Raw genomic sequence first — 26,514 nt, forward strand, 5'->3', positions numbered from 1 at the left:
GAGAAGGGCGATGACCAAGTGGGTGTACACTTTCGGCGGGGGAAAAGCCGAAGGTGGCGCTGGCGAGAGCGACAGGCTGGGCGGCAAGGGCGCCAATCTTGCCGAGATGTGCAGTCTCGGCCTGCCGGTGCCGCCGGGACTGACGATCGTCACCGATGCCTGCGTCTGGTTCTATGCCCATGGCAAGGCGCTGCCGCCGGGGCTCAAGGATCAGGTCCGCGCCGGGATCGCGGGCATGGAGGCGATCACCGGCCGCACCTTCGGCGACACGAGGAAGCCGCTTCTGCTCTCGGTGCGTTCCGGCTCGCGCGCCTCCATGCCCGGCATGCTCGACACCGTGCTCAATCTCGGCCTCAACGACCGTTCGGTGCAGGCGCTCGGCCATGATGCCGGCGATGCGCGCTTTGCCTGGGACAGCTACCGCCGCTTCATCCAGATGTATGGCGACGTCGTCATGGGCCTCGACCACGAGGTGTTCGAGGAAATCCTGGAGGACGAGCGCGCCCGCCTCGGCCACGAGCTCGACACCGAGCTTTCCGCCGTCGAATGGCAGCATGTCGTCCAGCTTTACAAGGACGCGATCGAGGAGGCGCTCGGCGAGCCCTTCCCGCAGGACCCCGAGGTACAGTTGTGGCGGGCGATCGCCGCCGTCTTCTCGAGCTGGATGAACGCGCGCGCCATCACCTATCGCCATCTGCACGATATCCCCGCCGCCTGGGGTACGGCCGTCAACGTCCAGGCGATGGTCTTCGGCAATCTCGGCAATGCGTCGGCGACCGGCGTCGCCTTCACCCGCAATCCCTCGACCGGCGAGAAGGCGCTCTACGGCGAGTTCCTCGTCAACGCGCAGGGCGAGGACGTCGTCGCCGGCATCCGCACGCCGCAGAGCATCACGGAAGCGGCGCGCCTGGCGTCGGGCGGCGACCGGCCGTCGATGGAAAAGCTGATGCCGGAGGCCTTTGCCAGCTTCTCCGCCATCTGCGAGCGGCTGGAGCGGCATTATCGCGACATGCAGGACGTCGAGTTCACCATCGAGCGCGGCACGCTGTGGATGCTGCAGACCCGCTCCGGCAAGAGGACGGCCAAGGCGGCGATGCGGATTGCCGTCGACATGGCCGAGGAAGGCCTGATCACCCGCCACGAGGCGGTCGCCCGCATCGATCCCGCCGCCCTCGACCAGCTGCTGCATCCGACGATCGACCCGCGCGCGCGCCGCGACATCATCGGCTCCGGCCTGCCGGCCTCGCCGGGCGCGGCCACGGGCGAGATCGTCTTCACGTCCGAAGAGGCGGTGGCGGCGGAAAAGGAGGGGCGCAAGATCATCCTGGTGCGCATCGAGACCAGCCCCGAGGACATTCACGGCATGCATGCGGCGGAAGGCATCCTGACGACGCGCGGCGGCATGACCAGCCATGCGGCGGTCGTCGCCCGCGGCATGGGCATCCCGTGCGTCTCGGGCGCCGGCAACATCCGCGTCGACCTGCGCAACGAGCAGATCATCGCCGGCCCGATCGTGCTCAACAAGGGCGACCTCATCACCATCGACGGCTCCTCCGGCCAGGTGCTGAAAGGGCGGATCGCCATGCTGCAGCCGGAGCTGTCCGGCGATTTCGGCCGCATCATGCAATGGGCCGACGCGGCGCGGCGCATGACCGTGCGCACCAATGCCGAAACGCCGCAGGATGCCCGCGCGGCCCGTTCCTTCGGCGCCGAGGGCATCGGCCTCTGCCGCACCGAGCACATGTTCTTCCAGGGCGCCCGCATCAACGTCATGCGCGAAATGATCCTCGCCGAGGACGAGAAGGGGCGCCGGGCCGCGTTGGCGAAGCTCCTGCCGATGCAGCGCTCCGATTTCGCCGACCTCTTCTCGATCATGCACGGGCTTCCGGTGACGATCCGCCTGCTCGATCCGCCGCTGCACGAATTCCTGCCGAAGACGGACGCCGAGATCGCCGATGTCGCCCTCGGCCTCGGCATGGAGCCGGCGGCGCTGCGCCGCCGGGTCGATGCGCTGCACGAGTTCAATCCGATGCTCGGCCATCGCGGCTGCCGGCTGGCGATCTCGTATCCGGAAATCGCCGAGATGCAGGCGCGCGCGATCTTCGAGGCCGCCGTCGACGCCGCGCGCGAGACCGGCGCGCCGGTTGTCCCCGAGATCATGGTGCCGCTCGTCGGCCTTCGCGCCGAGCTCGACTACGTCAAGGGCGTCATCGACGCCGTCGCGCGCGAGATCATCGACGAGTCCGGCATCGGCATCGAATATCTGGTCGGCACGATGATCGAGCTGCCGCGCGCCGCCCTTCAGGCCCACAGCATCGCCGAGGCCGCCGATTTCTTCTCCTTCGGCACCAACGACCTGACCCAGACCACCTTCGGCATCTCCCGCGACGACGCCGCCCGCTTCCTGCAGACCTATATCGAGAAGGGCATCGTCAGCCGCGATCCCTTCGTCGAACTCGATTATGACGGGGTGGGGGAACTGATCCGGATCGCCTCGGAGCGCGGCCGGCGGACGAAGAACGGGCTGAAGCTCGGCATCTGCGGCGAGCATGGCGGCGACCCGACCTCGATCCGCTTCTGCGAGGAGGCGGGGCTCGACTATGTCTCCTGTTCGCCCTTCCGCGTGCCGATCGCCCGGCTCGCCGCCGCCCAGGCGGCGATCGGCCAGGGCGGCTGACCGGCATTTATCATAAGGTCAACAATTTCTAAAGAAACCAAATCTGGTCCTTCCGAAGGGTGCGGGACCGGCGTAGAAATGTGTGCGTCCCCGCGACGGAACGACAGGCTTGGCGTGCCTGGCTGAGACGCGGGCCGATGGGCCTTCCGTGCGCGACGCCCGCCCGGACGACACGAACGCGATGATGACGCAGGCCGGAGCGGCGCGGGCCGCCGGCCATGCCCTGGGGGACGGAATGGCTGAGATCTACGGCACGAACGGCAGCGAACGGCGCGACGGCACCGAGGACGGCGACTATATCTACGGCTGGGCCCAGGGTGGCGACACCACGACCGATACCGGCGACGACCTGATCTATGGCAATGGCGGCGGCGATGTCATCTATGGCGGCGGCGGCAAGGATACGATCCATGGCGGTGCCGGCCGCGACTATCTCTACGGCGAGGCCGGCGACGACACGCTCTATGCCGGCGAAGGCGGCGCCAGCGCCTATGGCGGCATCGGCAACGACACCCTCTATGGTGGCGATGACTATGATACGCTCTACGGCGAGGCCGGCAACGACACGATCTATGGCGGCGGCAATGACGATTACATCGTCGACGGCGCGTGGAACGACGCCAGTGGCAGCGACACGCTCTACGGCGATGACGGCAACGACACGATCTCGTCATACGGTGGCAGGGATACGATTTCCGGCGGGCTCGGCAACGATTCCCTGGAGTATGACCGCAGTTACGTCCTGACGGGAATCACCTTCAATTTCGTCTCCGTCGACGCGGTCACGACCTTCGTCGGCGAGGGATCGACGGTCACCGGCGTCGAGACCTTCCGCATTACCACGGGCATCGGCAACGACACGATCGTCACCGGCGGCGGCGCCGACCAGATCACCACCCGCGAGGGCAACGACACGGTCCGCTCGGGCGCAGGTCGCGATTCCGTCTATGCCGGACTCGGCAACGATTTCATCGACGGAGGTGACGAGGCGGACTCGCTCTATGGCGAGGGCGGCAACGACGAGATCCACGGCGGCGGCGGCGATGATACGATCACGGACGGCGACTCCAACGATCCGACCGGCAACGACATCCTCGACGGCGGCGCCAACAACGACTACATCACCTCGCGCGGCGGGGCAGACACGATCGATGGCGGCGCCGATTTCGATGATCTGGCGCTCTACCGCAGTTCCGCCACTGCCTCGCTGACCTTCGTCGTCACCGCGACGGGCGCGGTGACGACGCTTGTCAACGACGGCACCACCGTCGTCAATGTCGAGCGCTTCGACATCGCCACCGGCTCCGGCCATGACCGGATCACCACTGCCGACGCCGACGACCGGATCGACACCGGCGCCGGCGACGACACCGTCGATGCCGGCGAGGGGTCGGATACGGTCTATGGCGGCGCGGGCAGCGATACCATCCTGCTTCGGGGCGGCTCGAATTTCGCCGATGGCGGCGCCGACAACGACACGATCACCGCCGGCGACGGCCGTGACACGATCTACGGCCGCCACGGTTCCGACGACATTTCCTCGGGCGGCGGCGACGATTACATCTATGCCGACGACTACAACGACGTCGGCGGCAACGACCGGGTCGATGCCGGGGCAGGCGACGACACGATCGCCTCCTATGCCGGCCGCGACACGATCGACGGCGGCGCCGGCACCGACTATCTGACGCTCGACCGTACCAAGGCGAAGGCGAGCCTGACCTTCGCCTTCACCGGACCGTCCGGCGTCACCACGCTCGTCGGCGACGGCACGACCGTCACTGGCGTCGAAAGCTTCGACATCGACACCGGCTCCGGCCATGACCGGATCACCACCGGCGACCTCAACGATTCGATTTCCGGCTATGGCGGCAACGACACGCTGACGGGCAATGGCGGCAGCGACAATCTCGACGGCGGCGCCGGCAACGACACGCTCATCGGCGGCGCCGGCTACGACTATCTCTACGGCCAGGACGGCAACGACACGCTCGACCTCGGCGCTGGCGGCGCCGCCGCGCGCGGCGGCCTCGGCAACGATATCTATATCCAGAGCGCCGGCGGCACCAACGACTATATCACGGAAGCGAATGCCGGCGGCATCGACGAGGTCCGGTCTTTCTACACCTATGCCCTGCTCTCGGTGGCGAGCTCCGAAGGCGTCTTCGAGAACCTGACGCTGATGGGGACGGCGGCGATCAACGGCACCGGCAACGAGATCGCAAACGTCATCAAGGGCAATCGCGCGGCGAACACGCTGACGGGGCTCGGCGGCAACGACTCGATCGACGGCGGCGCCGGCGCCGACCGCATGTATGGCGGGACCGGCAACGACACCTATGTCGTCGACAATGCCGGCGACCGCGTCTACGAATCCGCGAACCAGGGCACCGACACGGTCAACGCGTCCGTCAGCTTCTCGCTGGCGGGGCAGGCGCTCGAGGCCCTCGTCCTGACCGGCGCCGCCGCCATCAACGGAACCGGCAATTCGGGGTCGAACACGATCACCGGAAACGCCGCCGCCAACATCATCGACGGCGGCGTCGGCGCTGATCTCATGGCCGGCAAGGAGGGTGACGACGTCTACTTCGTCGACAACGTTCGCGACCGCGTGATCGAGGCGAGCAACCAGGGCACCGATACGGTCAACAGTTCCATCAGCTTCTCGCTGGCGGGACAGGCGATCGAGAACCTGGTGCTGACCGGAACCACGGCGATCAACGGAACGGGCAATTCCGGCGCCAACCGGATCACCGGCAACGCCGCGGCCAATATCCTCGACGGCGGTATCGGTGTCGATGTGATGGTCGGCGGCCTCGGCAACGACACCTACATCGTTGACCACATTCGCGACGTCGTGCTGGAAACGCGCGGCGGTGGGACCGATACCGTGCTGGCCTCCGCCACCTTCTCGATGGAGGGGCAGGAAATCGAGATCCTGACGCTGACCGGCACGGCCGCGATCAATGCACGCGGCAACAGCGGCGCCAACACGATCACCGGCAATTCCGCCGCCAACCTCATCGACGGCGGCGGCAGTGCCGACCTGATGGCGGGCAAGGGCGGTGATGATATCTACATCGTCGATCACATCCGCGACCGGGTGATCGAGGCGAAGAACGAGGGAACGGACACCGTCCGCTCCTATGTCAGTTTCTCGCTTGCCGGCCAGGCGCTCGAAAATCTCGTCCTCCTCGGCGCGCAACCGGTGAACGGCACCGGCAACAGCGCGGCAAACGCCATCACCGGCAATGTCGGCAACAATCTGATCGACGGCGGCGCGGGCAGGGACGTGCTGGCCGGCGGCGGCGGTTTCGATACCTTCGTCTTCTCCACGGCGCTCGGCAGCAGCAATGTGGACCGGATCACGGACTTCGACGCCGCGCAGGACGACACGATCCGCCTGTCCTCCGCCATCTTCACCGGCCTTTCCGCCGGCGGGCTCGGCGAGGCGGCGTTCAAGGACCTGGGCGTTGCCGGCGCCACCGTCGACGACAGCGACCGCATCCTCTACAATCGTTCGACCGGCGTGCTCTCCTTCGATCGGGACGGCAGCGGTGCGGCCTTTTCCGCCGTGACGTTCGCGATCCTCGACAACAAGGCCCTGCTCGGCCACGCCGATTTCATCATCGGCTGACATGGGGCCCGCGTCGCGGCGGACGGAACGTCTCCGCCGCGATTTCCCTGAAGACAGCGGGTCGCGACGGCGACCGCGTCCGTTGCGCAATGCCTGTGAACCGACCTTTGCGGCGGCTTTCGCGCGGCGGGCGATTTCGCCTATAGTCGCGCGAGCCATGACCCTCGCCGCCCGTGCGGGCGGCGCGACATCCGGAAGCCGATGATCCGCTACGAGCGCCCGCATTCCCGATCCGCTTCGCTGGCGCGCATCCTGGCAAGGCTCGCCTGCGCAATCTTCCTCGTCGCGCTCGGCCTCCACCGTTTCGGCGCCCTACCGACGGCGCAGTTCCTCGGCATCGCCATCGGCACGGCCCTGATCGCCGCGACCGCCTGCCTGCTCGCCGTCGTCGGTCTCGTCCGGCTCTGGCAGGTCGCGGCGAAGGGAGGGCGAGCCTCGCTCGCGGCCCTGCTCTACGCGGCGCCGCCGCTGGCCTTTGCCGGCTTCTTCCTCGCGGCCTTCCTCCTGCGGCCGGCGATCCACGACGTCAGCAGCGACACCGCCGATCCGCCCGCCTGGGTCGTTCCACCCCTTGCTGTCGCGGCGACGACGCCGGCAAGCCTTGCCGCCGATCACGCGGCCCAGGCGCAGGCCTATCCCGAGCTGATCGGCCGGCGCTATGATGGCGGCCTCGACCGCGTCCTCTCCGACCTGCGGCAGGTGGCGCAGGAGAACGGCGTCGTGCTTCGGAAAGCCGAAGAGAGCACGGACGGTCCTGCGCAGCCCCCCGCCGGAACGCCTGCGAGCGAGGCGGGAGAGCCGCTTCCCGACACGGTGCCGGTCCCGAGCGCCCGCCCCGTGCTTCCGGGCGATCTCGCCGCCATCGGCCAGCCGCGCGAGGCCCTCCTCCAGGGCGAGTGGCGCACGCCCCTCGTCGGCCTTCGCTACGACGTGGTCTTTCGCCTGCGGGAGGACGCGGAAACGACACTGGTCGACATGCGCATCGCGCCGCGCTTCGGCCGGCACGGTCTCGGGCTCGGCGCGGATTTCGCCGGCCGGTTCCTGCGGGCGCTGGATGCCAAGCTGCTCGGGATCGCCGGCGACTGACGGGCAAGGCGGGCCAGGCATCCGGCTGCGGTCGGCAGGTCCGCGCTCCGGCCGGAATCTCCCGGATCAGCCCGGGCGGTAATGCCCGTCGAGCGCGGGCGGGCCGTCGGTCGCAACGGCGCCGCTCTCCACCAGGCGCTCCAGATGGGAAAACACGGAGAGGGCGGCGGCCGGATGCAGGCGCGGATCCGTCGTCGCATAGAGCGCGCGGACGATGGCGCCGATCTTGCCGTCTCCGGCGATGACGCGTTCGAGGATGGCGCGTTCGCGCAGGCGGCGGTGCGCCCTCAATGCCCGGAGAAAGGTCTGCGGCCGCGTGACCGGCCCGCCATGGCCGGGCAGGAGCAGCCTGTCGTCGCGCGCGATCAGCCGGTCGAGCGAGGCGAGATAATCGGTCATCGATCCGTCCGGCGGTGCGACGATGGTGGTCGACCAGGCCATGACATGGTCGCCAGAAAAGAGGATGCGCGCCGCGCCGTCGAGCGCGAAGGCGAGGTGATTGGCCGCATGGCCGGGCGTCGCGACTGCCGTCAGCGCATCGTCGCCGAAGACGAGGCGCTGGCCGTCGGCGATCGTCCGGTCGGGGACGAAATCCGTGTCCGCGCCCTCCGAAAGCGGGTTGGTCTCGCCGGCATGGAGCGGGCGCGCCGACCGGTGCGGGCCTTCCGCCAGAACCGGCGCGCCGGTCAGCGCGCCGAGGCGCCGGGCGAGGCGGGAATGGTCGCGGTGGGTGTGGGTCACCAGGATAAGGCGGACGCGCCGGCCCTCGATCGCGGCAACGAGGGCGGCGAAGTGGCGGGCGTCGTCGGGACCGGGGTCGATGACCGCGACGTCCTTTCCTCCGACGACGTAGCTGTTCGTTCCATGGAAGGTGAACGGGCCCGCATTAGGCGCGGTGACGCGCAGCACACCCGCCGCGACGCGCACCGGCCGTCCGTGGCGGGGCTCGAAGGCCAGCTCGAATTCGGGCGTCTCCATGCGTCCGGTCAGCTCTGCTTGTACTCGATCTCGATGAAGGCCATCGGCGCGTCGCCGGCATTGACGACATTGTGCTCGACGCCGGCATCCCGGCGGTAAACCGTGCCCTCAGCGATGTCGACCCGGCGCGCGCCGGCCGTCTCCTCGATCAGGAAAGCGCAGGGCGTCATGGCGACGACCACATAGTCGAGGCCGTGGACATGGTGGCCCGTCGCCGCGCCGGGCTCGAAATCCCAGCGGGTGACGCGCACCTTGTCGTCCTCGAGAAGCAGGGTGGGCATGGCCGGTGGCCGGGCGGAATAGGGCATGGTGGTCTCCGGAACGCGCTTGCTGCGGCGATGCCGCGCCGATCTTGCCGGACCCTAGCGCAGTTCGGCGCGGCGGGAAACGCCGCAAAGGCCAATCCCCGCCTTGTCTGTTGAAGGGGGAGGGACCGGCGCATCTGCGGCCCAATCCGCATCGGAGCTGGCGCCCGGGCCCGACGACAAGTCAGAGGGAGAGGGCATGTCCCTGAGTCCGTCTTCGCCGGACAGGCCTGAAGCGCCGTGCGGCCTTTTAAATTCGCCGTCCCGGCCGACAAAGCGATTGTCGGCCGTGACGGCTTTTGCTATCACGCGCCGGACAGCGCAAGGCCCGCAGGCAGCGGCCGGCCGCGTTGGGGCGTAGCCAAGCGGTAAGGCAGCGGTTTTTGGTACCGCCATCCCCTGGTTCGAATCCAGGCGCCCCAGCCATTTCTATTTTATTCAATGAAATTAAATATTTGCGAGTCATTAAACGGCGCTAAGTGTTACAACTTGGTGGGTAATCCACGCAGACCATGTGACTATTCCACGCCTCTTGCCAATCCCTAGATTTCTGCGCAACTTAAGAGCGAGGCGTTGGGGAGGTCATATGGATTTCATATCTTGGCTGCTTGCGTTGATCGGCATCCGCAGTGATCGCGCCATGCATCAGAGCGACAGGCGGGCTGAGGTGGCGCGCCTGAATGCCGAGGTTGCCGGTGACGTTGGCCGCACACTCGATATTCTGTCGTTGGCGACACCGCGCCTGAAACGGCTGGCGTCTCAGATTGCAATAGATCATCCTGAAATACATCTGACCGTGGTGAAATTTCTGGATGAGCAGCAATCATTCGCATTGGCGTTGATGAGGCAAACAGAGGAAAACAAGATAAAAATTGCCGCGGCGGAAAGCTTTCCCGACTGGGACAAAGCAGTACGTGATTTTCAGGAATGGCGCATCACTGCATCGCGCATACCCCCATGGGTCCAGGGAATCGTTGACCGATACGATGCGGCGTTTCTTGAAAATGGCATACGGTAGTGGCAAAGCCCATCATACACGCATCGATCAGCGTATTGCCGAGGCTCAGGCCGAGTTCCTGCAAGCAGAGTGTCTGCCGATCGAGATCTGTTCGCCTTTCTGCCACGTTTGACCGATGCAGGACTTTCCGAAGATCAGCATTATTCTTCACCGGGATCGCGCAAATCTCCCTGAGGTTCTCTGGCATCGGGCTCTGCCTTAACCGCAGGCCCTCGGTCGTTCACGAGACCTGCACGACATCAAGCTGCGGCGTGCCCGGCATGGGGAGCTTCAAGGACTGGGCGGGCGACGTGTCTGGCGGCGCCCGCCTGCCATGCACCGGAACCCGTCAGTCCCGTCCGAGGAATTCCTCGCAATAGGATTGGCCGGCATCGCTCTTGCGGTCGCCGAGGATGCGGACGGAGCGGATGATGTAGTCTTCCGAAACGGTGATCTGGACGGAGCAGCTCAGAGAGACGGTGCGGGCAGGGCTCAGTCGCTTGCCGCGCTTGCCGTTCTTCAGCGTTTCGTATTCCGCCGGAATGCGCCTGGTCTTGTAGCCGCCCTTCCAGGCGTAGACCGTGCTGCCGCCGCTCTCGACGTCGGAGGCTGGCGGGCCGTATTTGGCGAAGAACATGCCGGCCGGCTTGCCGTTCCATCGCGTTTCGACGGCGTTGGTCGAAAGGCCGACCGTGGTGCAGCCGGTCAGCGCCAGAGTCAGGGCCAGCGTCGAGGCGCCGGCTGCAATCATGCGGAAATTCATGTCGTTGTCCCTCTATATGCGGATGGCAGAGAATCGCGCGCCGCGCTTGCCCCGGCGTGGTGGCGCCAGCGTCCGCCCTCGGCCTTCAAGCCCGTCTCGTGGAAACGTGCAGCGGTTTTGCGAAAAGACATGCGTAAAACCGAAGGCCTGGGGCGTGCGGGCGAATCTGGAAGATCGCGACACGCTTTAGCGTCAAACCACGGCGATGAGAATTGCGCAGGACGACGGACATCGCGATTTTGCACCGCTATGGGATTTGCGCCACGCCCGCCGCGCTCTGGTCAAGGGTGGAACAATCGCGAGGCTTATCAGAGGTTTGATCGGGATGTCCCGGATGCGGTCCGGGTGTCATGGGCAAAAGTTTCACGACTCCGTCAAAAACCTCCTTTTGCCGCTTGTGGAAACAAAACGGCTGTTCTATAGAGGCGCCGCTGGTCACGGAGTGTAGCGCAGTCTGGTAGCGCACGTCGTTCGGGACGACGGGGTCGCAGGTTCAAATCCTGCCACTCCGACCAGTCAATCCCCTGATTTAAAACTTATTTTTGTCTATGATGACGCCGCACGCCCGCTGGCGCCGCGGCTTGCCGTCGTCTCTTCGCCCGACAGTGCCGCAAACGTGATTTCGGCCTCCGGACGCTCCGGGTTAGGCTTTGTCCCGTGCACCCTCAACGGAGAATGGGACGATGACCAGACTTTTCGTGCTCACCGCCGCTCTCGGCCTTTCCGCCTCGGCCGCCTTCGCCGAATGCAGCTATCACAACAAGGTCAATGCCTCCGTCGACGTCGACCGGACGATGACGACGGCGAGCGTGCCTGCCGACGAGGCGCCCAAGGACGTGGTGCTTCTGAAGCAGCAGCGAACGCAGGTCCAGCAGCAAACGACGGAGTAAGGCCCGGGAAGCGGGGCCGGTCGTCCCCGCTTCCGCGCCTGATCAGGGCAGGCGGGGCTGTCTCTCCCGCCGCAGCTAAAGCGTGTTTCGCAAAAGCGTGCATCGGTTTTGCGAGACACGCGTAAAAACAAAGACCTAAAGCGTACGAGCGAATCTGAAAGATCGCTACATGCTTTAGTGCGCGTCCCCCTCCGGTCTGAAGGTGGCGACGCGGTAGGCATAGAGGCCGACCATCAGGATCAGAATGGCGGTCGACACCGGATCGACATAGGCCGCGACCGTGTCATAGGCCTGGCCGAGCAGGTAGCCGGACAGTGCCAGCGCCGAGGTCCAGAGCAGCGTGCCGACGGCGGAAAAGGCGAGGAAGACGGGCGGGCTCATCGCCGCGATCCCGGCCGGCAGCGAGATCAGCGTCCTGACCGCAGGGACCAGCCGGCCGAAGAGGACGGCGAGCGGTCCCCTGTCGCGAAACCAGCGGTTGGCACGGGTGATGTCGGCGGGCGTCAGCGTCAGCCAGCGCCCGTGCCGCGCCGCCAGCCGCGTCAGCCGTGCCTCGCCGAGCGCCCTGCCGGCATAGTACCACGGCACGAGGCCCGCGAGCGACCCGATCGTCCCGGAAAGGATGACCGTGACGATCGACATGTCGCCCTGCGTCGCGCGGAACCCCGCCAGCGGCATGATCAGTTCGGACGGGATCGGCGGGAAGATGTTCTCCAGGAACATCAAGAGCGCGATGCCGAAAGGGCCGAGCGACGTCATCATGGCCTGGACGAAGGATTCCATCACGCCTCGCGAGAAGAAAGGACGGGTCGAAGGGATAGGGCTGCCAAAGCGCTGTTCGATCCTGTCGAACCGGCACGGTGCGCCATGGGATTTTCTTTGGAGCACAAGCGCGCCGATCCTCGTGTCCCTCCGGTCGGATGATGCGCTGAAACCTGTCGCGATCGTCCAGCTTCGCTTCGATGCCGGAGGCATTTATCTCCACGCCCGTCTTTTCGCGACACGGCTGCATGCGCCGGCGAGACCTGTTCAGAGATCCGCATCGCTGTCGGGCGAAGGCCGTCACCCCGTTCCGTGACGCCGGCTTGCACGACAATCGCTCCCTTCCTCATTGCATGGATTGTGCGGACCGCGGTTCCATATGGGGCGCGGGCGCGGGAGTGTCGAGCCGGTGGCGAGGTCGAAATCGCCGGATTTCCTCTTCTCGGGAGCAGAAACGGAGGCCTGAGGCGCATTTCCGGTATCAGCGGCCGGCGAGCTGCGCCGGCAGCGCCTCCAGCAGGGCATCACGGGCCCGGGCGCCGGCCGAGCCGGGCTGGCGCGCCTCCTCCTGGATCAGCCGGGCGAAAACGACGGAACGGCCCGCGATCCTGCCCCAGCCGACATACCAGCCCCACGGATGCGCCCGGTCGAAACGGCCGCGCGCGTCGCGGGGATAGGCCATGCCGGTCTTGCCCTGCACGCTGGAACCGTCCACGAGGTGGCGGCGCTCGACAACGTCCAGCGTTGCGGCGATGGCCGGCTTGCCGACATCAAGGCTGCCGGTGACGAGCTTCCGCAGAAAGGCAACCTGCTCGCGCGGCGAGATCGCCAGCGACGAGGCGATCCAGGCGCGGTCGAGCCCGTTCGCCTTGCCCGGATCTCCGGAGACGTCGGCGTTGCCGTAGTCGAACCGGCGGACATAGCGCTCGAACGCCGCGCTGCCGAGCGCATGGGTGATGCGCTGCGAGTACCAGACGACAGAATGCTCGAGCCAGTGTCGCGGATCGGTCGGCTGTTTCCAGGCTGCCCCGCCCCAATCGGCGTCGCCCTTGCGATAGGCGAGCCGCGGTGCGTGGGCATCCTTCAGGAAGCCGGACTCATAGCCCATCAGCGCGAGCGCAATCTTGAAGGTGGAGGCGGGCGTCACGCGGCGGGCGCAGTCGCCGTCCTCGATCAGCACCGCGCCCGTATCCGTATCGGCGACCAGCGTGCAGATCTCGCGCGCGGATGCCGGGGCGGCAAAGGGCAGGCACAGAAGAAGGAGGACGGCAATGCGGCGTGAGGACATGAGAGCTCCCTGACGGTCTTTCGGCCATCAACCGGAGCTTCGCGGTATTCTCAAGGCAAGGCCGGAGCGGCAGTGCGCATGCGTGAGGAGACTGGAAGCCGTCGCGCGGACGCGCCGGGGACGCAACCGCGCGACAGGCGGGCCGTGCCGCCGCGCGGTCCTCCGGCCGCCCGTCCGGTTCCGCCCGCGTCCCCGTCAGCGGAGCGCGGGCGGCTCTGACGGCGCGTCAGCCGTCGAGGCCGTCGAGGATCTCCTGCGCGCGGGCCGTCGAGATGCGGCGCACCTCGACCTCGTCGCGCCGGTCGGCGAAAACCTCGGAGGCGAGCAGGCGGTCGGCGAGGTCCGCCGGCAGCGACAGCAGCACGCGGGCATTGCCGGCATTAAGCCCGCCGACATTGGCGCGCTTGCCGAGGATCATGCCGCCGGCCACCGTATTGTTCGTGTCGGGATCGATCAGGATGAAGGCGCCGGTGGTGCGGTTCTGCTCATAAGGGTCGAAGACCGCCTGTTCGTCGAACGCGAGATGCACCTTGCCGATGGCATTCATCGCCAGCGTTTCGGAATGGGGTGCCCATTTGCCCGTCTTCAGGTCGAGCTGGCTCGTCGGCTGCACGACGACGCGCTGGCGGCGGCTGCCGGATTTCAGCCAGTAGCGCTTGGCCGGCTCGATGCCGCCCGGCTGCAGCGCGACGAGCTGCGCGTCGAAGGCAAGGCCGGTCTGCGGCTGGCTGTCGATCGCGACGATCATGTCGCCGCGCGCGACGTCGACCTGGCGGTCGAGCACCAGCGTGATCGCGTCGCCGGCGACCGCCGCGTTGCGCACGAGGTCGAAGGTAACGATCTTCGTCACGTTGGCGACCATGCCGGAGGGTAGGATGACGACCGAATCGCCCGGCTTCACCGCGCCGCCGGCGACCGTGCCCTGATAGCCGCGGAAGCTTTCGCCCGGGCGCGAGACGCGCTGCACCGGCAGGCGGAAGCCGACCGTCTGCGCCGAGCGCACCGTCGCAAGCTCCAGCACCTCGACCAGCGTCGGGCCGTCATACCAGGGCATGGAGGCGCGGCCGTCATAGACGACGTTCTCGCCCTTCAGCGCCGAGACCGGGATCGCGGTGACCTGGCGCACGCCGAGCGACAGGGCAAGCTCGCGGAACTCGTGGCTGATCTCGTCGAAGCGGGCGCGATCGTAGTTCGTCAGGTCGATCTTGTTCACCGCCAGAACGAACTGGCGGATGCCCATCAGCGTCGCGATCGTGGCGTGGCGGCGCGTCTGTTCGAGGAGGCCCGCGCGGGCGTCGACCAGAAGCACGGCGAGATCGGCGGTCGAGGCGCCGGTCGCCATGTTGCGCGTATACTGCTCGTGGCCGGGCGTATCGGCGACGATGAAGGAGCGTTTGTCTGTGGCGAAATAGCGGTAGGCGACGTCGATGGTGATGCCCTGTTCGCGCTCGGCCTGCAGGCCGTCAAGCAGCAGCGCGAAGTCGGGCAGGCCGAGATCGTTCTGCTTGCCGGAGGAATCGCGCTTCAGCGTCGCGGCCTGGTCTTCCTTCACCGCCTTGGTGTCCCAGAGCAGCCGGCCGATCAGCGTCGACTTGCCGTCGTCGACACTGCCGCAGGTGATGAGGCGCAGCGGACGCGTGTCGCGGGTGACAGGGTGCAGCCCGGCGGCGGGGCGATGGGCCGCGTCCTCGGCGGGAACGGCCGCGGTCTTCGGGGAGGCGGTCATCAGAAATATCCTTCGCGTTTCTTCTTTTCCATCGAGCCGGACTGGTCGCGGTCGATGGCGCGGCCCTGCCGCTCGGAGACGGTGGCGGTTTCGAGTTCGGCGATGATGTCGTCGAGCGTGGTGGCGGTCGAGCGGATCGCGCCGGTCAGCGGGAAGCAGCCGAGCGTGCGGAAGCGGATGACGCCTTCCTGTCTCGTCTCGCCGGGCAGGAGTTCGAGGCGCGGGTCCTCGGCCATGATCATCATGCCGTCGCGCTCGACGAAGGGGCGCTTCTTGGCGAAATAAAGCGGCACGATCGGGATGTCCTCGGCCTGGATGTAGCGCCAGATGTCGACCTCGGTCCAGTTCGACAGCGGGAAGGCGCGCACGCTTTCCCCTTTTCTGATCATGCCGTTATAGATGTTCCACAGTTCCGGGCGCTGGTTGCGCGGGTCCCAGCGATGGTCGGGAGTGCGGAAGGAATAGATGCGCTCCTTGGCGCGGCTCGCCTCCTCGTCGCGCCGCGCACCGCCGAAGGCGGCGTCATACTGGCCGGCGTCGAGCGCCTGGCGCAGTGATTCCGTCTTCATGATGTCGGTGTAGAGCGCCGAGCCGTGGGTGAACGGCGTCACGTTCTCGGCCTTGCCGCGCGGATTGATGTGCTCGATCAGGTCGAGATCGTATTCCTTGACGATGCGGTCGCGGAAGGAAATCATCTCCGCGAATTTCCAGCCGGTGTTGACGTGCAGCAGCGGAAAGGGCACGCGGCCGGGATAGAAGGCCTTGCGGGCGAGATGCAGCAGGACGGAGGAGTCCTTGCCGACCGAATAGAGCATTACCGGCCGCTCGAACTCGGCGGCGACCTCGCGGAAGATGTGCACCGCCTCGTTCTCCAGCGCCTTCAGGTGCGGATCGAGCGGCGGCTTGACGCTCTGCGGGTTGTGGAGTTCCGTTTCCGGACGGGTTTCAGACATGTCGGGTCTCCGAAAGAGCGGGACGGGCTGCGGGCTCAATGGCTGGCACTCGCGGCCTCGGGCAGAAGGGTCGAAGCGGCTTCGGGCACGTGCAGGCCGCATTCGCGTTTTTCGTCGTTCTCCCACCACCAGCGGCCGGCCCGTTCGGGCTCGCCCGGCTTGATGGCGCGGGTGCAGGGCTCGCAGCCGATCGAGGGATAGCCGCGCGCATGCAGCGGATTGACCGGCACGTCGTTCGCCAGAACATAGGCGCGGATCGCCTCGATATCCCAATCGGCGAGCGGATTGACCTTGATCAGGCCGCGCTCGGCGTCAACCTCGGCAAAATGCGTTTCCGCCCTTGCGCCGGACTGACCGCGGCGAAGGCCGGTGATCCAGTAGTCGGCCCCTTCGAGTGCCCGCGCCAGCGGCTTCAGCTTGCGCACGCCGCAGCAGGCATGCCGCGCCTCGACGCTCTCGTAGAAGCCGTTCAGCCCGTAGCGCGCCGCATAGGCGTCGATGTCGGCCTGTTCCGGATGAAAACGCTCGATCATGATCCCCGTCGCCTGCTCGGTGCGCTCGATCAGCGCGACGGTCTCGTTGAAGAGGCGGCCGGTGTCGAGCGTTGCGACGCGGATGGCACGCGCGTGCCGGCCGATCGCGTCGGTGATCACCTGGTCCTCGATGCCGAGAGACGTGGTGAACACCGCCCGCCCGCCGCGACAGGCGATGAGCGCGAGACGTTCTGCGAGCGTGAGGGAGGAGAGCTGGCGGTCGAGCGCCAGGGCGGTGTCTTCAAGACTGTCGGCGGACATGACGGCAATTCCTGTCTGGCGCGGACACCATGCGGCGCTGCCGCGCAGCACGCATCCGTTCGTAGAACCGAAAGGCCACCCTGCCGTCGCAACGACGGACATGGCGGCCACCCGATGCGAGCCACTATCGCAGCCGCGAAGGCAAAGAAACAGCAAAAGCGGTTTCTATTGGCGCGGGCCTTGAGCAAATATGACCACGCCGAGGAAGTTCGGCAAAAATTATAGTAAATCAGTAGATTGACTTATTTAAACTTTGCCGCCCGCATGCCGGCGGGCTATTTTCCGAGCGATGTTCTGCTTCCAACCGGCGCCGCTCCTTCACGTCCCGGCGGATGCGCATCAACAAAACTTGAGCACCCCTTTTCGCAAGCCACCCGCGACACAGATCGCAGGGGAGCGTTTCGACCAAGGGAGGTGTGCATGCGAATGACCCTGGCAGCCGGCGTCGTGGCGACGGCGGCATTCGCGGCCGGCGGTGCCGTCGCCCATCATGGCTGGAACTGGGCGGAGGACGAGCAGACGGAACTGAGCGGCACGATCCTGAGCGTCGTCGTCGCACCGCCGCATCCGTCACTGGAAGTGGAAACCGCCTCGGACGGTGTGTGGCGGATCGAGCTCGGCAATCCGCGCCAGACCGAGCGCGCGGGCTTCACCGAGGAATCGGCGAGGCCCGGCGACCCGGTCGTCGTCCTCGGCAACCGCGCGCTGCAGGCCGGCGAGAGGCGGATGAAGGCGGTGCGGATCACGATCGCCGGCAAGGCCTTCGACGTCTATCCGGAACGCATCCACACGGAATGATCCGTGCTCTTGCCCTTCCTCGACGCGCTGGCGGCCAGCGAACCCGCCAGGCTCCTGCGTGCGTCCGCCACGGCCTATCTCGTGATCAACGCGGCGCACATCCTGTCGATCGGGCTGATCGTCGGCGCGATCCTGCCGCTCGACCTGCGGCTGGCCGGTGCCCTGCGCGCCGTGCCGCTCCGCGTCATCGCACCCTTCCTGTCGCGTGTCGCGGCGACCGGCGTCGCCTGCGCCGTGGTCACCGGACTTGCGCTTTTCAGCGTGCGGCCGGCGGAGTATGCGTCCAATTCGGCCTTTCTGGCAAAGATCGGCCTGGCCGCCCTCGGTCTCGCCAACGCGGCCGCCATCCGTTTCGGTGGTGACTGGAGCCGGGTGCTGGCGGGCGGCCCCGTCTCCGTGAGGTTGCGGATCCATGCGATCCTCTCCCTTGTCGTCTGGGTCGCGGCCGTGCTTGCGGGGCGCTGGATCGGCTTTCTCTGACGCCTACCGGTCGCTGACCGCCGCGCGCGGGTTTTGCCAGGGGATCTGGTTGGAGCGCGGCAGGCGCTTGCCGAGGATATGGTCGGCGGCCTTCTCTCCGGTCATGATCGACGGGCCGTTGAGGTTGCCGTAGGTCACATGCGGGAAGATCGATGAGTCCGCGACGCGCAGGGCCTCGATGCCGATGACCCGCGTCTCCGGGTCGACGACGGCCATCGGGTCGTCGCGCTCGCCCATCCGGCAGGTGCCGCAGGGGTGGTAGGCGCTTTCGAGGTGCTCGCGCAGGAAGGCATCGATCTCCTCGTCCGTCCGCACGCCTTCGCCCGGCTGGATCTCGGGGCCGCGGAACGGATCGAAGGCCTTCTGGCCGAAGATCTCGCGGGTGAGGCGCACGCAGTGGCGGAATTTCTCCCAGTCCTCCGGATGGCTCATATAGTTGAAGCGGATCACCGGATCGGCCATCGGATCGGCCGAACGCAGCGTCACATGCCCGCGCGACTTCGACAGGTTGTAGCCGACATGGGCCTGGAAACCGTGGCTCTTCGCCGCCGCCTTGCCGTCATAGGAGATGGCGACGGGCAGGAAATGATACTGGATGTCCGGCTGGCGGAGCCCCGGCGCCGAGCGCAGGAAGGCGCAGGCCTCGAACTGGTTCGAGGCACCGAGCCCGGTGCGGGAGAGCAGCCATTGCGCGCCCGCCACGCCCTGCCAGAACCAGGGCAGCCAGGAATAGAGCGACACCGGCTTGGTCGAGACCTGCTGGAAATAGAACTCCATGTGGTCCTGCAGGTTGGCGCCGACGCCGGGCCGGTCGGCCTTCACCTCGATGCCCATGTCCTTGAGGTGCTCACCCGGGCCGATGCCCGACAGCATCAGCAGCTTCGGCGAGTTGAACGAGGAGGCCGAGACGATCACCTCCCGGTTCGCCTTCACCACCTCGATCCGGCCGGCCCGCTCGATCTCGACGCCGGTGGCCCTGCCATTTTCCACGACAATACGACGGGCGAAGCAGTGTATGAGCGAGACGTTCGGCCGCTTCAGCGCCGGCTTCAGATAGGCGTTCGCCGCCGACCAGCGCCGGCCATTGTGGATCGTCTGCTCCATCAGGCCGAAACCTTCCTGCTTGGAGCCGTTGTAATCCTCGGTCAGTTCGAAGCCGGCCTGCTTTCCGGCATCGAGGAACGCATGGAACAGCGGATTGGTCGCCGGCCCGCGCCGGACATGCAAGGGCCCGTCCGTGCCGCGCCAGCCCTCCTCGCCGCCGTCAGAGGTTTCCATCCGCTTGAAATAGGGCAGCACGTCCTGGTAGCTCCAGCCGCGCGCGCCGAGCGCTTCCCAGCGGTTGTAGTCTTCGGCATGGCCGCGCACATAGACGAGGCCGTTGATCGAGGATGAGCCACCGATCACCTTGCCGCGCGGCGCGGTGATGCGGCGGTTGTTGAGGTTCGGCTCGGGCTCGGAAAGATAGCCCCAGTTGTAGCGCTTCATGCTCATCGGCCAGGCGAGCGCGGCCGGCATCTGGATGAACGGCCCGAAATCCGAGCCGCCATACTCGAGCACCAGCACGGTGTTCTTCCCGTCCTCGGAGAGCCGGTAGGCCAGCGCCGATCCGGCCGATCCGGAGCCGACGATGATGAAGTCTGCGCTGGTCATGATATCAGTGCCTCGTGTCCGCTGCAGCCGCAAGGGCGTGTATGGTCTGGTTGCGGAAAATATCGCTTATATGGATGGTTGGCGAATGAAGCGGATCGGCTATTCGCCTGCTGCCGTGAAGCGCTTGGCGCGCCTGCAGCCGAAGCGTAACGCGGCCATCATCGCGAAACTCGAAGCCTATGCGCTCGGCGCCGTGGTTGATATCCGCAAGATGAAGGGAAGCGAATTCCACCGCATGCGGGTCGGTCAGGATCGGGTCATCATCGACGACAAGGGAATGGTTGTCATGGTGATCGATGCCGGTCCTCGCGGTGGCACCTCCAAGGAATGACGTCAGATGAGCGACGCTCAGAAAATCACCATCAACGGGAAGAACTACGTTCTTCTGAGCGAGAAGGATTATGAGGATCTGGTCGATGGCTTTCAGGCTGCGGAAATCATGGCACGGGTCGCCGCCGGCGAGGAGACGTGGCCGCACGCACTCGTCGTGGAACTCCTGAGCACCGACAGCCGCATCCGCACCTATCGCACCTACAGGGGCATGACCGTCACCGAACTCGCAGAGGCCGCCGGCATCTCGCAGCCCTACCTCTCCGAGATCGAGAACGGCAAGAAGACAGGCTCGGTCGACGTGCTGAAGCGCATCGCCAAGGCGCTCCGCGTCGATCTCGACGATCTTGTCGTCGATGTCGAGCCGGACTGAGGCGCCCATCAATACGGCGCCTCGCACGTGCCCATGGCGACGTAGACCGTCTTCAGCTCGGTATAGTGCTCCAGTGCCGCGACCGAATTCTCCCGGCCGAAGCCGGATTGCTTCGAGCCGCCGAAGGGGATTTCCACCGGGCAGAGATTGTAGGTGTTGATCCAGAGCGTGCCCGCTTCCAGCCGGTCGACAACGCGGTGGGCGCGGGCGATGTCGGCGGTGAAGACGCCGGCGGAAAGGCCGAATTCGGTGCTGTTGGCGCGCGCGATCACCTCGTCCTCGCCCTTGAAGTCGAGCACGCACATGACCGGGCCGAAGATTTCCTCGCGGGCGATGGTCATCCGGTCGGTGACGTCGGCGAAGACGGTCGGCTGGATGTAGGTGCCTTCCGCCGGCACGGAATTCGGGATGGCGCCGCCGGTGACGAGCCGCGCGCCTTCCGCCTGGCCCTTGGCGATATACTCCAGCACCTTGGCGCGCTGCGCCTTCGACACCATCGGGCCGAGCTGGGTCGCCTCGTCCATGGGATCGCCGATGACGATCTTTTCCGTGCGCGCCTTCAGGCGGGAGAGAAACTCGTCCTTGATGCCTTTCTGCACGAAGACGCGGGTGCCGTTCGAGCAGACCTGGCCGGTCGAATAGAAATTGCCGAGCATGGCGCCGGAGACGGCGCTGTCGAGATCGGCGTCGTCGAAGACGATCAGCGGCGACTTGCCGCCGAGTTCCATCGTCACATGCTTCAGCGATCCGGCGGCGGCCGCCGCCACCTTGCGCCCCGTCGGCACCGAGCCGGTCAGCGACACTTTTGCCACGTCCGGATGGTTGACGAGGAGCGGCCCGGTGGCGCGGTCACCCTGGATGACGTTGAAGAGGCCCTTGGGCAGGCCGGCCTCGATCAGGATCTCGGCGATCTTCAGCGCGCCGAGCGGCGTCATTTCCGAGGGCTTGAACACCATCGCATTGCCGGCGGCAAGCGCGGGGGCCGCCTTCCAGCAGGCGATCTGCTGCGGATAGTTCCAGGCGCCGATGCCGACACAGACGCCGAGCGGCGCCCGCTTCGTATAGGCGAAGTCGCCACCGAGCGGGATATGCGACCCGTTGAGGGCGGCGGGCGCGATGCCGCCGAAGAATTCGAGCGAATCCGCGCCCGAGGTCGGATCGGCGACGATCGTCTCCTGGATCGGCTTGCCGGTGTCGAGCGTTTCGAGCTCGGAAAGCTCCCGGTTTCGCGCGCGCATGATCTCGGCGGCGCGCTTGAGGATGCGGCCGCGCGCGGTCGGGCTGATTGCCGCCCATTCCGGCTGGGCGCGCTTCGCCGCCGCGACCGCCATCTCGACGATGGTCGGCGTCGCGGCGCGCAGCTTGGCGATGACTTCGCCGGTCGCCGGATAGACGCTGTCGAACGGCGCGCCCTCCATGTCCTCGACATAAGTGCCGTCGATGAAGTGCGAGGCTTTCGGCTGGGCTTTCATGCGCGGTTCTCCGGCGTCCGGGCCTCGTGGGCCTGCAAGAATGTTTCGAGGAGTTTCGGCTGCCGCGTCCAGGCGGCCTTGAAGGCGTCGAGATAGATCGCCGCCGCCTCCTTGCTGCCGGCGGCGACGAAGTCCGATTTCGGCGGCCTCGGCCATGCGCCGCCGCGGGCGGCGATAGCAAGTGCCGGCAGCACATGGGCGTTGCATTCGTCGATCGCGGCAACATGCGCGGCGAAATCGATCTTCCTGCGTGTGGCGATATCGACGAGCAGGCGCGTCGCGATGAATTCGATCGACCAGTCGTCCGGATAGTCGGCGAAGAGGACCTTACAGGTGCCGTAGTCGCCGTCCTCCGCCGCCATCTGCAGCAGCAGCATGCGGATGCCCTGGTTGTCGCCGGGATTGAAGCCCTTCAGGCGCTTGAACACGTCGATGGCTTCGGGGCGGTCGCCGGCCTGCACCAGCGCGAGGCCGAGATTGTGCTGCGCGCGCATCCACGGCCGCATGCCGAGAAAGCCCCAGAGTCCTTCCTCGTCCCCGGCGCTTTGCGCGATCACGGTCGCAAACAGCCGGTCGCCGATCCGCACCGCCTCGCGAAACAGCGCGATCCGCTCGCCATGGGTCGCCGCATGGATGCCGAGGATGTTGTAGGCGTCGAGCGCGTCGAGATCGACGTCGATCGCCTTGCGCGCGAGCTTCACCCGCTGCGCCGCGGTCTCCGCATCCCAGGCCTCGCTGACGAGGTCATCGGCCGGGCTGTCGATATCCGGTCCGAAACCGCCTTCGTGGAAAATGGCCTTGCGCGGCCCCTCGCGCTTCCTGGTTTTCCGCATGCCTCACTCTCCCCTCGGATAACGTTTCGATTCTTCCAGAGTATCGAGGTTCATGTGGTTGCGCATGTAGCGTTCGGAGGCCTTTTGCAGCGGCTGGTGGTCCCAGGGATAATAGGCGCCGTTCCGGAGCGCCTCGTAGACGATCCACCGGCGCGCCTGGCTCTGGCGCACGCTCGCGTCGAAGGCGGCCATGTCCCAGCGCGCCTCGCGCATCTGCCGGAAGGCGTCGAGCGTCGCGCGGATCACCGGAGCGTCCGAGGTGGCGAGGTTGTCGAGCTCCCGCGGATCGGCATCGAGGTCGTAGAGCTGCTCCGGGTCGAGGTCGCAATGGATGTATTTCCACTTGCCCTCGCGGATGCCGACCAGCGGCGCGTGGGATGCTTCCGCCGCATATTCCATCAGCACCGGCGAGACCCGCGCCGCGCCGTTGATGACGGGCACGAGGCTTTCCCCGTCCGTCCAGGGGATCACCTCGTCCATCGAGATGCCCGCCAGATCGCAGAGCGTCGGCGTCACGTCGAGCGTGGACACCGGCGCGAGATGCAGGCCGGGCTTCACCCCGGGCCCGGCGATCATCAGCGGCACCCGGGCCGAGCCCTCGAAGAAGTTCATCTTGAACCACAATCCGCGCTCGCCGAGCATGTCGCCATGGTCGGAGCAGACGAGGATCAGCGTGTCGTCGAGCATGCGGGTGCGCGTCAGCGTGTCGATCAGTTCGCCGACCTTCTCGTCCAGATAGGAGATGTTGGCGAAATAGGCGCGGCGCGAGCGGCGGACATCCTCGTCGGCAATCGCGAAGCTGGCATGATCGCAGGAGTGCAGGATGCGGGCCGAATGCGGATCCTGCGTGTCGAGCATGCCGACCTCGGGCATCAGATGGGCGCAGTCCTCATAGAGATCCCAGAATTTTTTCCGCGCCACGTAGGGGTCGTGCGGATGGGTGAAGGAGGCGGTCAGGCACCAGGGACGGCGGCCGGCATCGTCGGCCTCGCGGGAAAGCTGGTAGAGCTTCTGGTTGGCGAGGAAGGCGACCTCGTCGTCATACTCCATCTGGTTGGTGATCTCGGCGACGCCGGCGCCGGTGACCGAGCCCATGTTGTGGTACCACCAGTCGATCCTCTCGCCGGGCTTGCGGTAATCCGGCGTCCAGCCGAAATCGGCGGGATAGATGTCGGTGGTCAGCCGTTCCTCGAATCCGTGCAGCTGGTCCGGCCCGACGAAATGCATCTTGCCGGAGAGCGCCGTGTAATAACCGGCGCGGCGCAGGTGATGGGCGAAGGTCGGGATCGAGGAGACGTATTCGGCGGCGTTGTCGTAGACCTCGGTGCGGCTCGGCAGCTGGCCTGCCATGAAGGAGGCGCGGGCCGGCGCGCAGAGCGGCGAGGCGGTGTAGGTGTTGCGGAAGCGGGCCGAGCGCTGAGCGAGCCGCTTCAGGTTCGGTGCGTGCAGGAAATCGGCCGGGCCGTCCGGAAAGAAGGTCCCGTTCAGCTGGTCGACCATGAGGATCAGGATGTTCGGCCGGTCGGCGGTCATGCGCGCTGTCCTTCGAGGGCGTTCAGATGCAGGGTGATGGAGCGGTCGGTCAGCGCGATCGCCTCCGCGCTCGTCAGCGGCGAGGAATTCAGCGCGCGGCGGATATAGAGGCCGTCGATCATCGCCGCCGCCGCTTCGGCGATCCGTGCCGCTTCCGCCCGGCCTGAGAGCGGGCGGAGACTGGAGACGAGATTGGAACGGAGCCGCCGCGCATAGAGCGTCAGCAGGCGGCGCGTCTCGTCTGAACGATGGGCGTCGACATAGAAGGCGAGCCAGGCGGCCACCGTCGCGGGATCGAACTGGTCGGCCTGGAAACTGACGGCGATGATGGCGGAGACCCGCGCGCGCGGGCTTCGCGCGGCCCGAAGCGCCGCCACCGCGTCCTGGCGGAGCTGGCGCAGCAGGCTGCGCACCGTCTCGAGCAGCAGGCGCTCCTTGCTGCCGAAATAGTGGTGGGCGAGGGCGGCCGACACGCCGGCGTCGCGGGCGATGTCCGCCATGGTGACGGAGAGCGTCCCCTGGTCGCCGATCACGCGCAGCGCCGCATCGACGAGCGCCCTGCGCCGCAACGGCTCCATTCCGGTCTTCGGCATCGCTTTATCCTTGTCCAGAAGAGAAAGTGTATTTTTGATTGATCGGTCAATCAATCAAAATCGCGACGTTTGCCGTTCGACCGGCGGCGGCAAGGCGACCCGTCCGTGCCGATCCTTTTTCGTCTGGGTCTCGGGGTGGAACAGAGCGGCGCCGTGTGGCAAGGACGGGCAGGGCGGACATGGACGGAGGATGACCGGAATGATGCTTTCCTGGACGTTCTGGGCACTCGCCTCGGCGGTCTTTGCGGCGCTCACCGCCATCTTCGCCAAGATCGGCATCGAGAATGTCGCCCCCGATGTCGCGACCTTGGTGCGCACAGTGGTGATCCTCGTCGTCGTCGCGGCGATCCTGACCGCCACGCGGGGCTGGCAGGCTCCGTCGACGATTTCCGGCAGGAGCTGGCTGTTCCTCATTCTGTCGGGAGTGGCGACCGGCGCGTCCTGGCTTTGCTATTTTCGCGCGCTGACGCTCGGCGACGCCGCCCGCGTCGCCCCGGTCGACAAGCTCAGCGTCGTTCTCGTCGCCGTCTTCGCGGTCCTGTTCCTCGGCGAGAAACTGTCGCCCGCCCACTGGTTCGGCGTCGGCCTCATCGGCGCCGGCGTCGTTCTCCTCAGCCTGAAGATCTGACGATGCCGGCTCTCAGAGGATGAACATGCCCTTGGCAAGGATGAGCGCATCGTCGAGATGGATCGCCATGTCCGCTTTCCGGTCGCCGTTGACGTCCATGAAGACATAGGTGTCGGAGGCCTTGGTCTCGTAGCGCAGCTCGCCGGCCTTGCCGCTGAAGGCGGCCGTTTCGATGAAGGTGAAGGCCTGGTTGCCGTTTGCCTTGCCATTGGCGTCGATCGCCTTGAGATCGATCCGGTCGCCGGCCGCAAAGTCGAAGATCGTGTCGCGACCGCGCGCGCCGGGCGTCGAGTCCGCCGTTGCCCGATAGAGGAAGACATCCCTGCCGGCGCCGCCATGGAGGTCGTCGGCGCCCAGGCCTCCGGTCAGCCGGTCGGAGCCCGCGCCGCCCGCCAGCGTGTCGTCACCGGCACCGCCGTCGATGCGATCGTTGCGATTGCCGCCGGTGACCGTGTCGTTGCCCTCTCCGGCCAGAAAGGTGGTCGCGGCCTTCCAGCCCGCGATCCTGCCGGCATTCGGCAGGAAGACGACGTCGTTGCCGCCCATCGCGTCGTAAAGTGCCTCGCCGGCGGCGATCGCCTCGGCCTGCTTGGCGGTCAGCGCGTTGAAATCGACCGTGTTGTTGAAACTGGTGAACAGGCCGGGCTTCAGTTCGAAGCCGAAATCGCCGTCGGGGTCGACATTGTCGCCGAGAACCTTGTCGCCGTTGCGAATGCGCATGGTCACCCCGCGATCGAGCGTCATGCGGTGAAAGTTCTGCAGCGACATCTCGAAAGTCGAGGTGCCGGTCTGCATGAAGACGTTGGCGAAGCCGTCGCCGTCAAGGGCGCGCCCCACATAATTCCCCGTCACCTTGACGTAGACGACGTCATTCTTGACGTAGCCGAGCGTTCCGAGTTCCAGCACGAAAACGCGCAGGGCGGGATCGACGTGAATAAAATCGTTCATGATAAAATCCTTGATAA

25 protein-coding genes and 2 tRNA genes are annotated in these 26,514 nt (G+C 66.4%); 13 read left to right on the top strand and 14 right to left on the bottom strand.

The features are described 5' to 3' along the window. Positions 1 to 10 precede the first annotated feature (10 nt). From ppdK to ACEVQ6_RS07410, 3 genes are all read left to right on the top strand, one after another. Positions 11 to 2,677 (top strand): pyruvate, phosphate dikinase, encoded by a 2,667-nt coding sequence (ppdK, locus tag ACEVQ6_RS07400; protein WP_374888296.1) that lies wholly within the window; start codon positions 11 to 13, stop codon positions 2,675 to 2,677. A 235-nt stretch (positions 2,678 to 2,912) separates the two neighbouring features. Next, a complete protein-coding gene (locus ACEVQ6_RS07405) occupies positions 2,913 to 6,314 on the top strand; it encodes a beta strand repeat-containing protein (protein ID WP_374888297.1) in 3,402 nt (1,133 codons plus the stop codon). A 201-nt stretch (positions 6,315 to 6,515) separates the two neighbouring features. Then, positions 6,516 to 7,400: a DUF1499 domain-containing protein gene (locus ACEVQ6_RS07410; protein ID WP_374888298.1), complete on the top strand. Its 885-nt coding sequence runs from the start codon at positions 6,516 to 6,518 to the stop codon at positions 7,398 to 7,400. Positions 7,401 to 7,466: 66 nt separating this feature from the next. On the opposite strand, the gene ACEVQ6_RS07415 is transcribed toward ACEVQ6_RS07410, so the two are convergent. Both ACEVQ6_RS07415 and ACEVQ6_RS07420 read right to left on the bottom strand, forming a co-directional pair. Then, positions 7,467 to 8,378 (bottom strand): MBL fold metallo-hydrolase, encoded by a 912-nt coding sequence (locus tag ACEVQ6_RS07415; protein ID WP_374888299.1) that lies wholly within the window; start codon positions 8,376 to 8,378, stop codon positions 7,467 to 7,469. Positions 8,379 to 8,386: 8 nt separating this feature from the next. Beyond that, the gene (locus tag ACEVQ6_RS07420; protein WP_374888300.1) at positions 8,387 to 8,686 is read right to left on the bottom strand and encodes a cupin domain-containing protein; all 300 of its coding nucleotides are present in this window, start codon (positions 8,684 to 8,686) and stop codon (positions 8,387 to 8,389) included. Between the two features lie 348 nt (positions 8,687 to 9,034). Here ACEVQ6_RS07420 and ACEVQ6_RS07425 point away from each other — a divergent pair. Both ACEVQ6_RS07425 and ACEVQ6_RS07430 read left to right on the top strand, forming a co-directional pair. Continuing rightward, positions 9,035 to 9,109: transfer RNA gene (locus ACEVQ6_RS07425), tRNA-Gln, on the top strand. Between the two features lie 160 nt (positions 9,110 to 9,269). Continuing rightward, entirely contained in the window at positions 9,270 to 9,701 is a 432-nt protein-coding gene (locus tag ACEVQ6_RS07430; protein ID WP_374888301.1) for a hypothetical protein, read from the top strand. 328 nt (positions 9,702 to 10,029) lie between these two features. Here the strand turns inward: ACEVQ6_RS07430 and ACEVQ6_RS07435 are convergent, their stop codons facing one another. Next, positions 10,030 to 10,443 carry a hypothetical protein gene (locus tag ACEVQ6_RS07435; RefSeq protein WP_374888302.1) on the bottom strand — a complete coding sequence of 138 codons (414 nt, stop codon included), beginning with the start codon at positions 10,441 to 10,443 and terminating at the stop codon, positions 10,030 to 10,032. A 438-nt stretch (positions 10,444 to 10,881) separates the two neighbouring features. Between ACEVQ6_RS07435 and ACEVQ6_RS07440 the strand changes: the two genes are divergently transcribed. Together ACEVQ6_RS07440 and ACEVQ6_RS07445 are read left to right on the top strand one after the other, a co-directional pair. Further along, positions 10,882 to 10,958 (top strand) — tRNA-Pro (locus ACEVQ6_RS07440). Positions 10,959 to 11,126: 168 nt separating this feature from the next. After that, positions 11,127 to 11,333, top strand: a complete 207-nt coding sequence (locus ACEVQ6_RS07445; protein WP_374888303.1) for a hypothetical protein — start codon at positions 11,127 to 11,129, stop codon at positions 11,331 to 11,333. 174 nt (positions 11,334 to 11,507) lie between these two features. Here ACEVQ6_RS07445 and ACEVQ6_RS07450 read toward each other — a convergent pair whose 3' ends face one another. Further along, positions 11,508 to 12,116 (bottom strand): DedA family protein, encoded by a 609-nt coding sequence (locus ACEVQ6_RS07450; RefSeq protein ID WP_374888304.1) that lies wholly within the window; start codon positions 12,114 to 12,116, stop codon positions 11,508 to 11,510. Between ACEVQ6_RS07450 and ACEVQ6_RS07455 the strand changes: the two genes are divergently transcribed. Next, positions 12,094 to 12,411 (top strand): hypothetical protein, encoded by a 318-nt coding sequence (locus ACEVQ6_RS07455; RefSeq protein ID WP_374888305.1) that lies wholly within the window; start codon positions 12,094 to 12,096, stop codon positions 12,409 to 12,411. The two genes, ACEVQ6_RS07450 and ACEVQ6_RS07455, sit on opposite strands and share 23 nt — an antisense overlap. 165 nt (positions 12,412 to 12,576) lie before the next feature. Here ACEVQ6_RS07455 and blaOXA read toward each other — a convergent pair whose 3' ends face one another. The 4 genes from blaOXA to ACEVQ6_RS07475 all read right to left on the bottom strand — a co-directional run bounded on the left by blaOXA (position 12,577) and on the right by ACEVQ6_RS07475 (position 16,856). After that, positions 12,577 to 13,383, bottom strand: coding sequence for a class D beta-lactamase (blaOXA, locus tag ACEVQ6_RS07460; RefSeq protein ID WP_374888306.1), 807 nt, complete (start codon positions 13,381 to 13,383; stop codon positions 12,577 to 12,579). 226 nt (positions 13,384 to 13,609) lie between these two features. Further along, positions 13,610 to 15,109: a sulfate adenylyltransferase subunit CysN gene (gene cysN, locus ACEVQ6_RS07465; protein WP_374888307.1), complete on the bottom strand. Its 1,500-nt coding sequence runs from the start codon at positions 15,107 to 15,109 to the stop codon at positions 13,610 to 13,612. Further along, entirely contained in the window at positions 15,109 to 16,062 is a 954-nt protein-coding gene (gene cysD, locus ACEVQ6_RS07470; RefSeq protein WP_374888308.1) for a sulfate adenylyltransferase subunit CysD, read from the bottom strand. The genes cysN and cysD overlap by 1 nt, the downstream gene beginning before the upstream one ends. Positions 16,063 to 16,097: 35 nt before the next feature. After that, positions 16,098 to 16,856 (bottom strand): phosphoadenylyl-sulfate reductase, encoded by a 759-nt coding sequence (locus ACEVQ6_RS07475; protein WP_374888309.1) that lies wholly within the window; start codon positions 16,854 to 16,856, stop codon positions 16,098 to 16,100. A 426-nt stretch (positions 16,857 to 17,282) separates the two neighbouring features. Between ACEVQ6_RS07475 and ACEVQ6_RS07480 the strand changes: the two genes are divergently transcribed. Together ACEVQ6_RS07480 and ACEVQ6_RS07485 are read left to right on the top strand one after the other, a co-directional pair. After that, the gene (locus tag ACEVQ6_RS07480; RefSeq protein ID WP_374888310.1) at positions 17,283 to 17,654 is read left to right on the top strand and encodes a DUF6152 family protein; all 372 of its coding nucleotides are present in this window, start codon (positions 17,283 to 17,285) and stop codon (positions 17,652 to 17,654) included. Between the two features lie 3 nt (positions 17,655 to 17,657). Next, positions 17,658 to 18,134 carry a DUF2214 domain-containing protein gene (locus ACEVQ6_RS07485; RefSeq protein WP_374888311.1) on the top strand — a complete coding sequence of 159 codons (477 nt, stop codon included), beginning with the start codon at positions 17,658 to 17,660 and terminating at the stop codon, positions 18,132 to 18,134. A 3-nt stretch (positions 18,135 to 18,137) separates the two neighbouring features. Here ACEVQ6_RS07485 and betA read toward each other — a convergent pair whose 3' ends face one another. Next, complete coding sequence (gene betA / locus ACEVQ6_RS07490; RefSeq protein ID WP_374888312.1) at positions 18,138 to 19,787, bottom strand: choline dehydrogenase; 1,650 nt, start codon at positions 19,785 to 19,787, stop codon at positions 18,138 to 18,140. Here betA and ACEVQ6_RS07495 point away from each other — a divergent pair. Next, complete coding sequence (locus ACEVQ6_RS07495) at positions 19,765 to 20,118, top strand: type II toxin-antitoxin system RelE family toxin (RefSeq protein ID WP_374888313.1); 354 nt, start codon at positions 19,765 to 19,767, stop codon at positions 20,116 to 20,118. The two genes, betA and ACEVQ6_RS07495, sit on opposite strands and share 23 nt — an antisense overlap. A gap of 6 nt (positions 20,119 to 20,124) precedes the next feature. Then, entirely contained in the window at positions 20,125 to 20,490 is a 366-nt protein-coding gene (locus tag ACEVQ6_RS07500) for a helix-turn-helix domain-containing protein (protein ID WP_374888314.1), read from the top strand. 8 nt (positions 20,491 to 20,498) lie between these two features. Here ACEVQ6_RS07500 and betB read toward each other — a convergent pair whose 3' ends face one another. From betB to betI, 4 genes are read right to left on the bottom strand one after another with little or no spacing between them, the layout of a single operon-like run. Beyond that, positions 20,499 to 21,962 carry a betaine-aldehyde dehydrogenase gene (gene betB, locus ACEVQ6_RS07505; RefSeq protein WP_374888315.1) on the bottom strand — a complete coding sequence of 488 codons (1,464 nt, stop codon included), beginning with the start codon at positions 21,960 to 21,962 and terminating at the stop codon, positions 20,499 to 20,501. Further along, positions 21,959 to 22,795, bottom strand: a complete 837-nt coding sequence (locus tag ACEVQ6_RS07510; protein WP_374888316.1) for a hypothetical protein — start codon at positions 22,793 to 22,795, stop codon at positions 21,959 to 21,961. The genes betB and ACEVQ6_RS07510 overlap by 4 nt, the downstream gene beginning before the upstream one ends. A 3-nt stretch (positions 22,796 to 22,798) precedes the next feature. Next, on the bottom strand, positions 22,799 to 24,328 hold the full coding sequence (gene betC, locus ACEVQ6_RS07515; RefSeq protein WP_374888317.1) for a choline-sulfatase: 1,530 nt from the start codon (positions 24,326 to 24,328) through the stop codon (positions 22,799 to 22,801). Then, positions 24,325 to 24,921, bottom strand: a complete 597-nt coding sequence (gene betI, locus ACEVQ6_RS07520; protein WP_374888318.1) for a transcriptional regulator BetI — start codon at positions 24,919 to 24,921, stop codon at positions 24,325 to 24,327. The genes betC and betI overlap by 4 nt, the downstream gene beginning before the upstream one ends. A 190-nt stretch (positions 24,922 to 25,111) precedes the next feature. Between betI and ACEVQ6_RS07525 the strand changes: the two genes are divergently transcribed. Further along, the gene (locus tag ACEVQ6_RS07525; protein ID WP_374888319.1) at positions 25,112 to 25,549 is read left to right on the top strand and encodes an EamA family transporter; all 438 of its coding nucleotides are present in this window, start codon (positions 25,112 to 25,114) and stop codon (positions 25,547 to 25,549) included. Between the two features lie 12 nt (positions 25,550 to 25,561). Here the strand turns inward: ACEVQ6_RS07525 and ACEVQ6_RS07530 are convergent, their stop codons facing one another. After that, the gene (locus ACEVQ6_RS07530) at positions 25,562 to 26,497 is read right to left on the bottom strand and encodes a M10 family metallopeptidase C-terminal domain-containing protein (RefSeq protein WP_374888320.1); all 936 of its coding nucleotides are present in this window, start codon (positions 26,495 to 26,497) and stop codon (positions 25,562 to 25,564) included. Positions 26,498 to 26,514: the final 17 nt, after the last annotated feature.

It is taken from the genome of Ensifer soli, from assembly GCF_041928815.1.
Taxonomy (GTDB): domain Bacteria; phylum Pseudomonadota; class Alphaproteobacteria; order Rhizobiales; family Rhizobiaceae; genus JBHFEI01.

Coding starts and splice junctions, on each gene's coding strand:
- ppdK (WP_374888296.1), top strand. CDS start 11: ATGACCAAGTGGGTGTACACTTTCGGCGGGGGAAAAGCCGAAGGTGGC.
- ACEVQ6_RS07430 (WP_374888301.1), top strand. CDS start 9,270: ATGGATTTCATATCTTGGCTGCTTGCGTTGATCGGCATCCGCAGTGAT.
- ACEVQ6_RS07420 (WP_374888300.1), bottom strand. CDS start 8,686: ATGCCCTATTCCGCCCGGCCACCGGCCATGCCCACCCTGCTTCTCGAG.
- cysN (WP_374888307.1), bottom strand. CDS start 15,109: ATGACCGCCTCCCCGAAGACCGCGGCCGTTCCCGCCGAGGACGCGGCC.
- ACEVQ6_RS07445 (WP_374888303.1), top strand. CDS start 11,127: ATGACCAGACTTTTCGTGCTCACCGCCGCTCTCGGCCTTTCCGCCTCG.
- ACEVQ6_RS07410 (WP_374888298.1), top strand. CDS start 6,516: ATGATCCGCTACGAGCGCCCGCATTCCCGATCCGCTTCGCTGGCGCGC.
- ACEVQ6_RS07525 (WP_374888319.1), top strand. CDS start 25,112: ATGACCGGAATGATGCTTTCCTGGACGTTCTGGGCACTCGCCTCGGCG.
- ACEVQ6_RS07435 (WP_374888302.1), bottom strand. CDS start 10,443: ATGAATTTCCGCATGATTGCAGCCGGCGCCTCGACGCTGGCCCTGACT.
- ACEVQ6_RS07455 (WP_374888305.1), top strand. CDS start 12,094: ATGGCCTGGACGAAGGATTCCATCACGCCTCGCGAGAAGAAAGGACGG.
- cysD (WP_374888308.1), bottom strand. CDS start 16,062: ATGTCTGAAACCCGTCCGGAAACGGAACTCCACAACCCGCAGAGCGTC.
- ACEVQ6_RS07480 (WP_374888310.1), top strand. CDS start 17,283: ATGACCCTGGCAGCCGGCGTCGTGGCGACGGCGGCATTCGCGGCCGGC.
- betI (WP_374888318.1), bottom strand. CDS start 24,921: ATGCCGAAGACCGGAATGGAGCCGTTGCGGCGCAGGGCGCTCGTCGAT.
- ACEVQ6_RS07475 (WP_374888309.1), bottom strand. CDS start 16,856: ATGTCCGCCGACAGTCTTGAAGACACCGCCCTGGCGCTCGACCGCCAG.
- ACEVQ6_RS07495 (WP_374888313.1), top strand. CDS start 19,765: ATGATGAAGTCTGCGCTGGTCATGATATCAGTGCCTCGTGTCCGCTGC.
- ACEVQ6_RS07500 (WP_374888314.1), top strand. CDS start 20,125: ATGAGCGACGCTCAGAAAATCACCATCAACGGGAAGAACTACGTTCTT.
- blaOXA (WP_374888306.1), bottom strand. CDS start 13,383: ATGTCCTCACGCCGCATTGCCGTCCTCCTTCTTCTGTGCCTGCCCTTT.
- ACEVQ6_RS07405 (WP_374888297.1), top strand. CDS start 2,913: ATGGCTGAGATCTACGGCACGAACGGCAGCGAACGGCGCGACGGCACC.
- betA (WP_374888312.1), bottom strand. CDS start 19,787: ATGACCAGCGCAGACTTCATCATCGTCGGCTCCGGATCGGCCGGATCG.
- betC (WP_374888317.1), bottom strand. CDS start 24,328: ATGACCGCCGACCGGCCGAACATCCTGATCCTCATGGTCGACCAGCTG.
- ACEVQ6_RS07450 (WP_374888304.1), bottom strand. CDS start 12,116: ATGGAATCCTTCGTCCAGGCCATGATGACGTCGCTCGGCCCTTTCGGC.
- ACEVQ6_RS07415 (WP_374888299.1), bottom strand. CDS start 8,378: ATGGAGACGCCCGAATTCGAGCTGGCCTTCGAGCCCCGCCACGGACGG.
- ACEVQ6_RS07530 (WP_374888320.1), bottom strand. CDS start 26,497: ATGAACGATTTTATTCACGTCGATCCCGCCCTGCGCGTTTTCGTGCTG.
- ACEVQ6_RS07510 (WP_374888316.1), bottom strand. CDS start 22,795: ATGCGGAAAACCAGGAAGCGCGAGGGGCCGCGCAAGGCCATTTTCCAC.
- betB (WP_374888315.1), bottom strand. CDS start 21,962: ATGAAAGCCCAGCCGAAAGCCTCGCACTTCATCGACGGCACTTATGTC.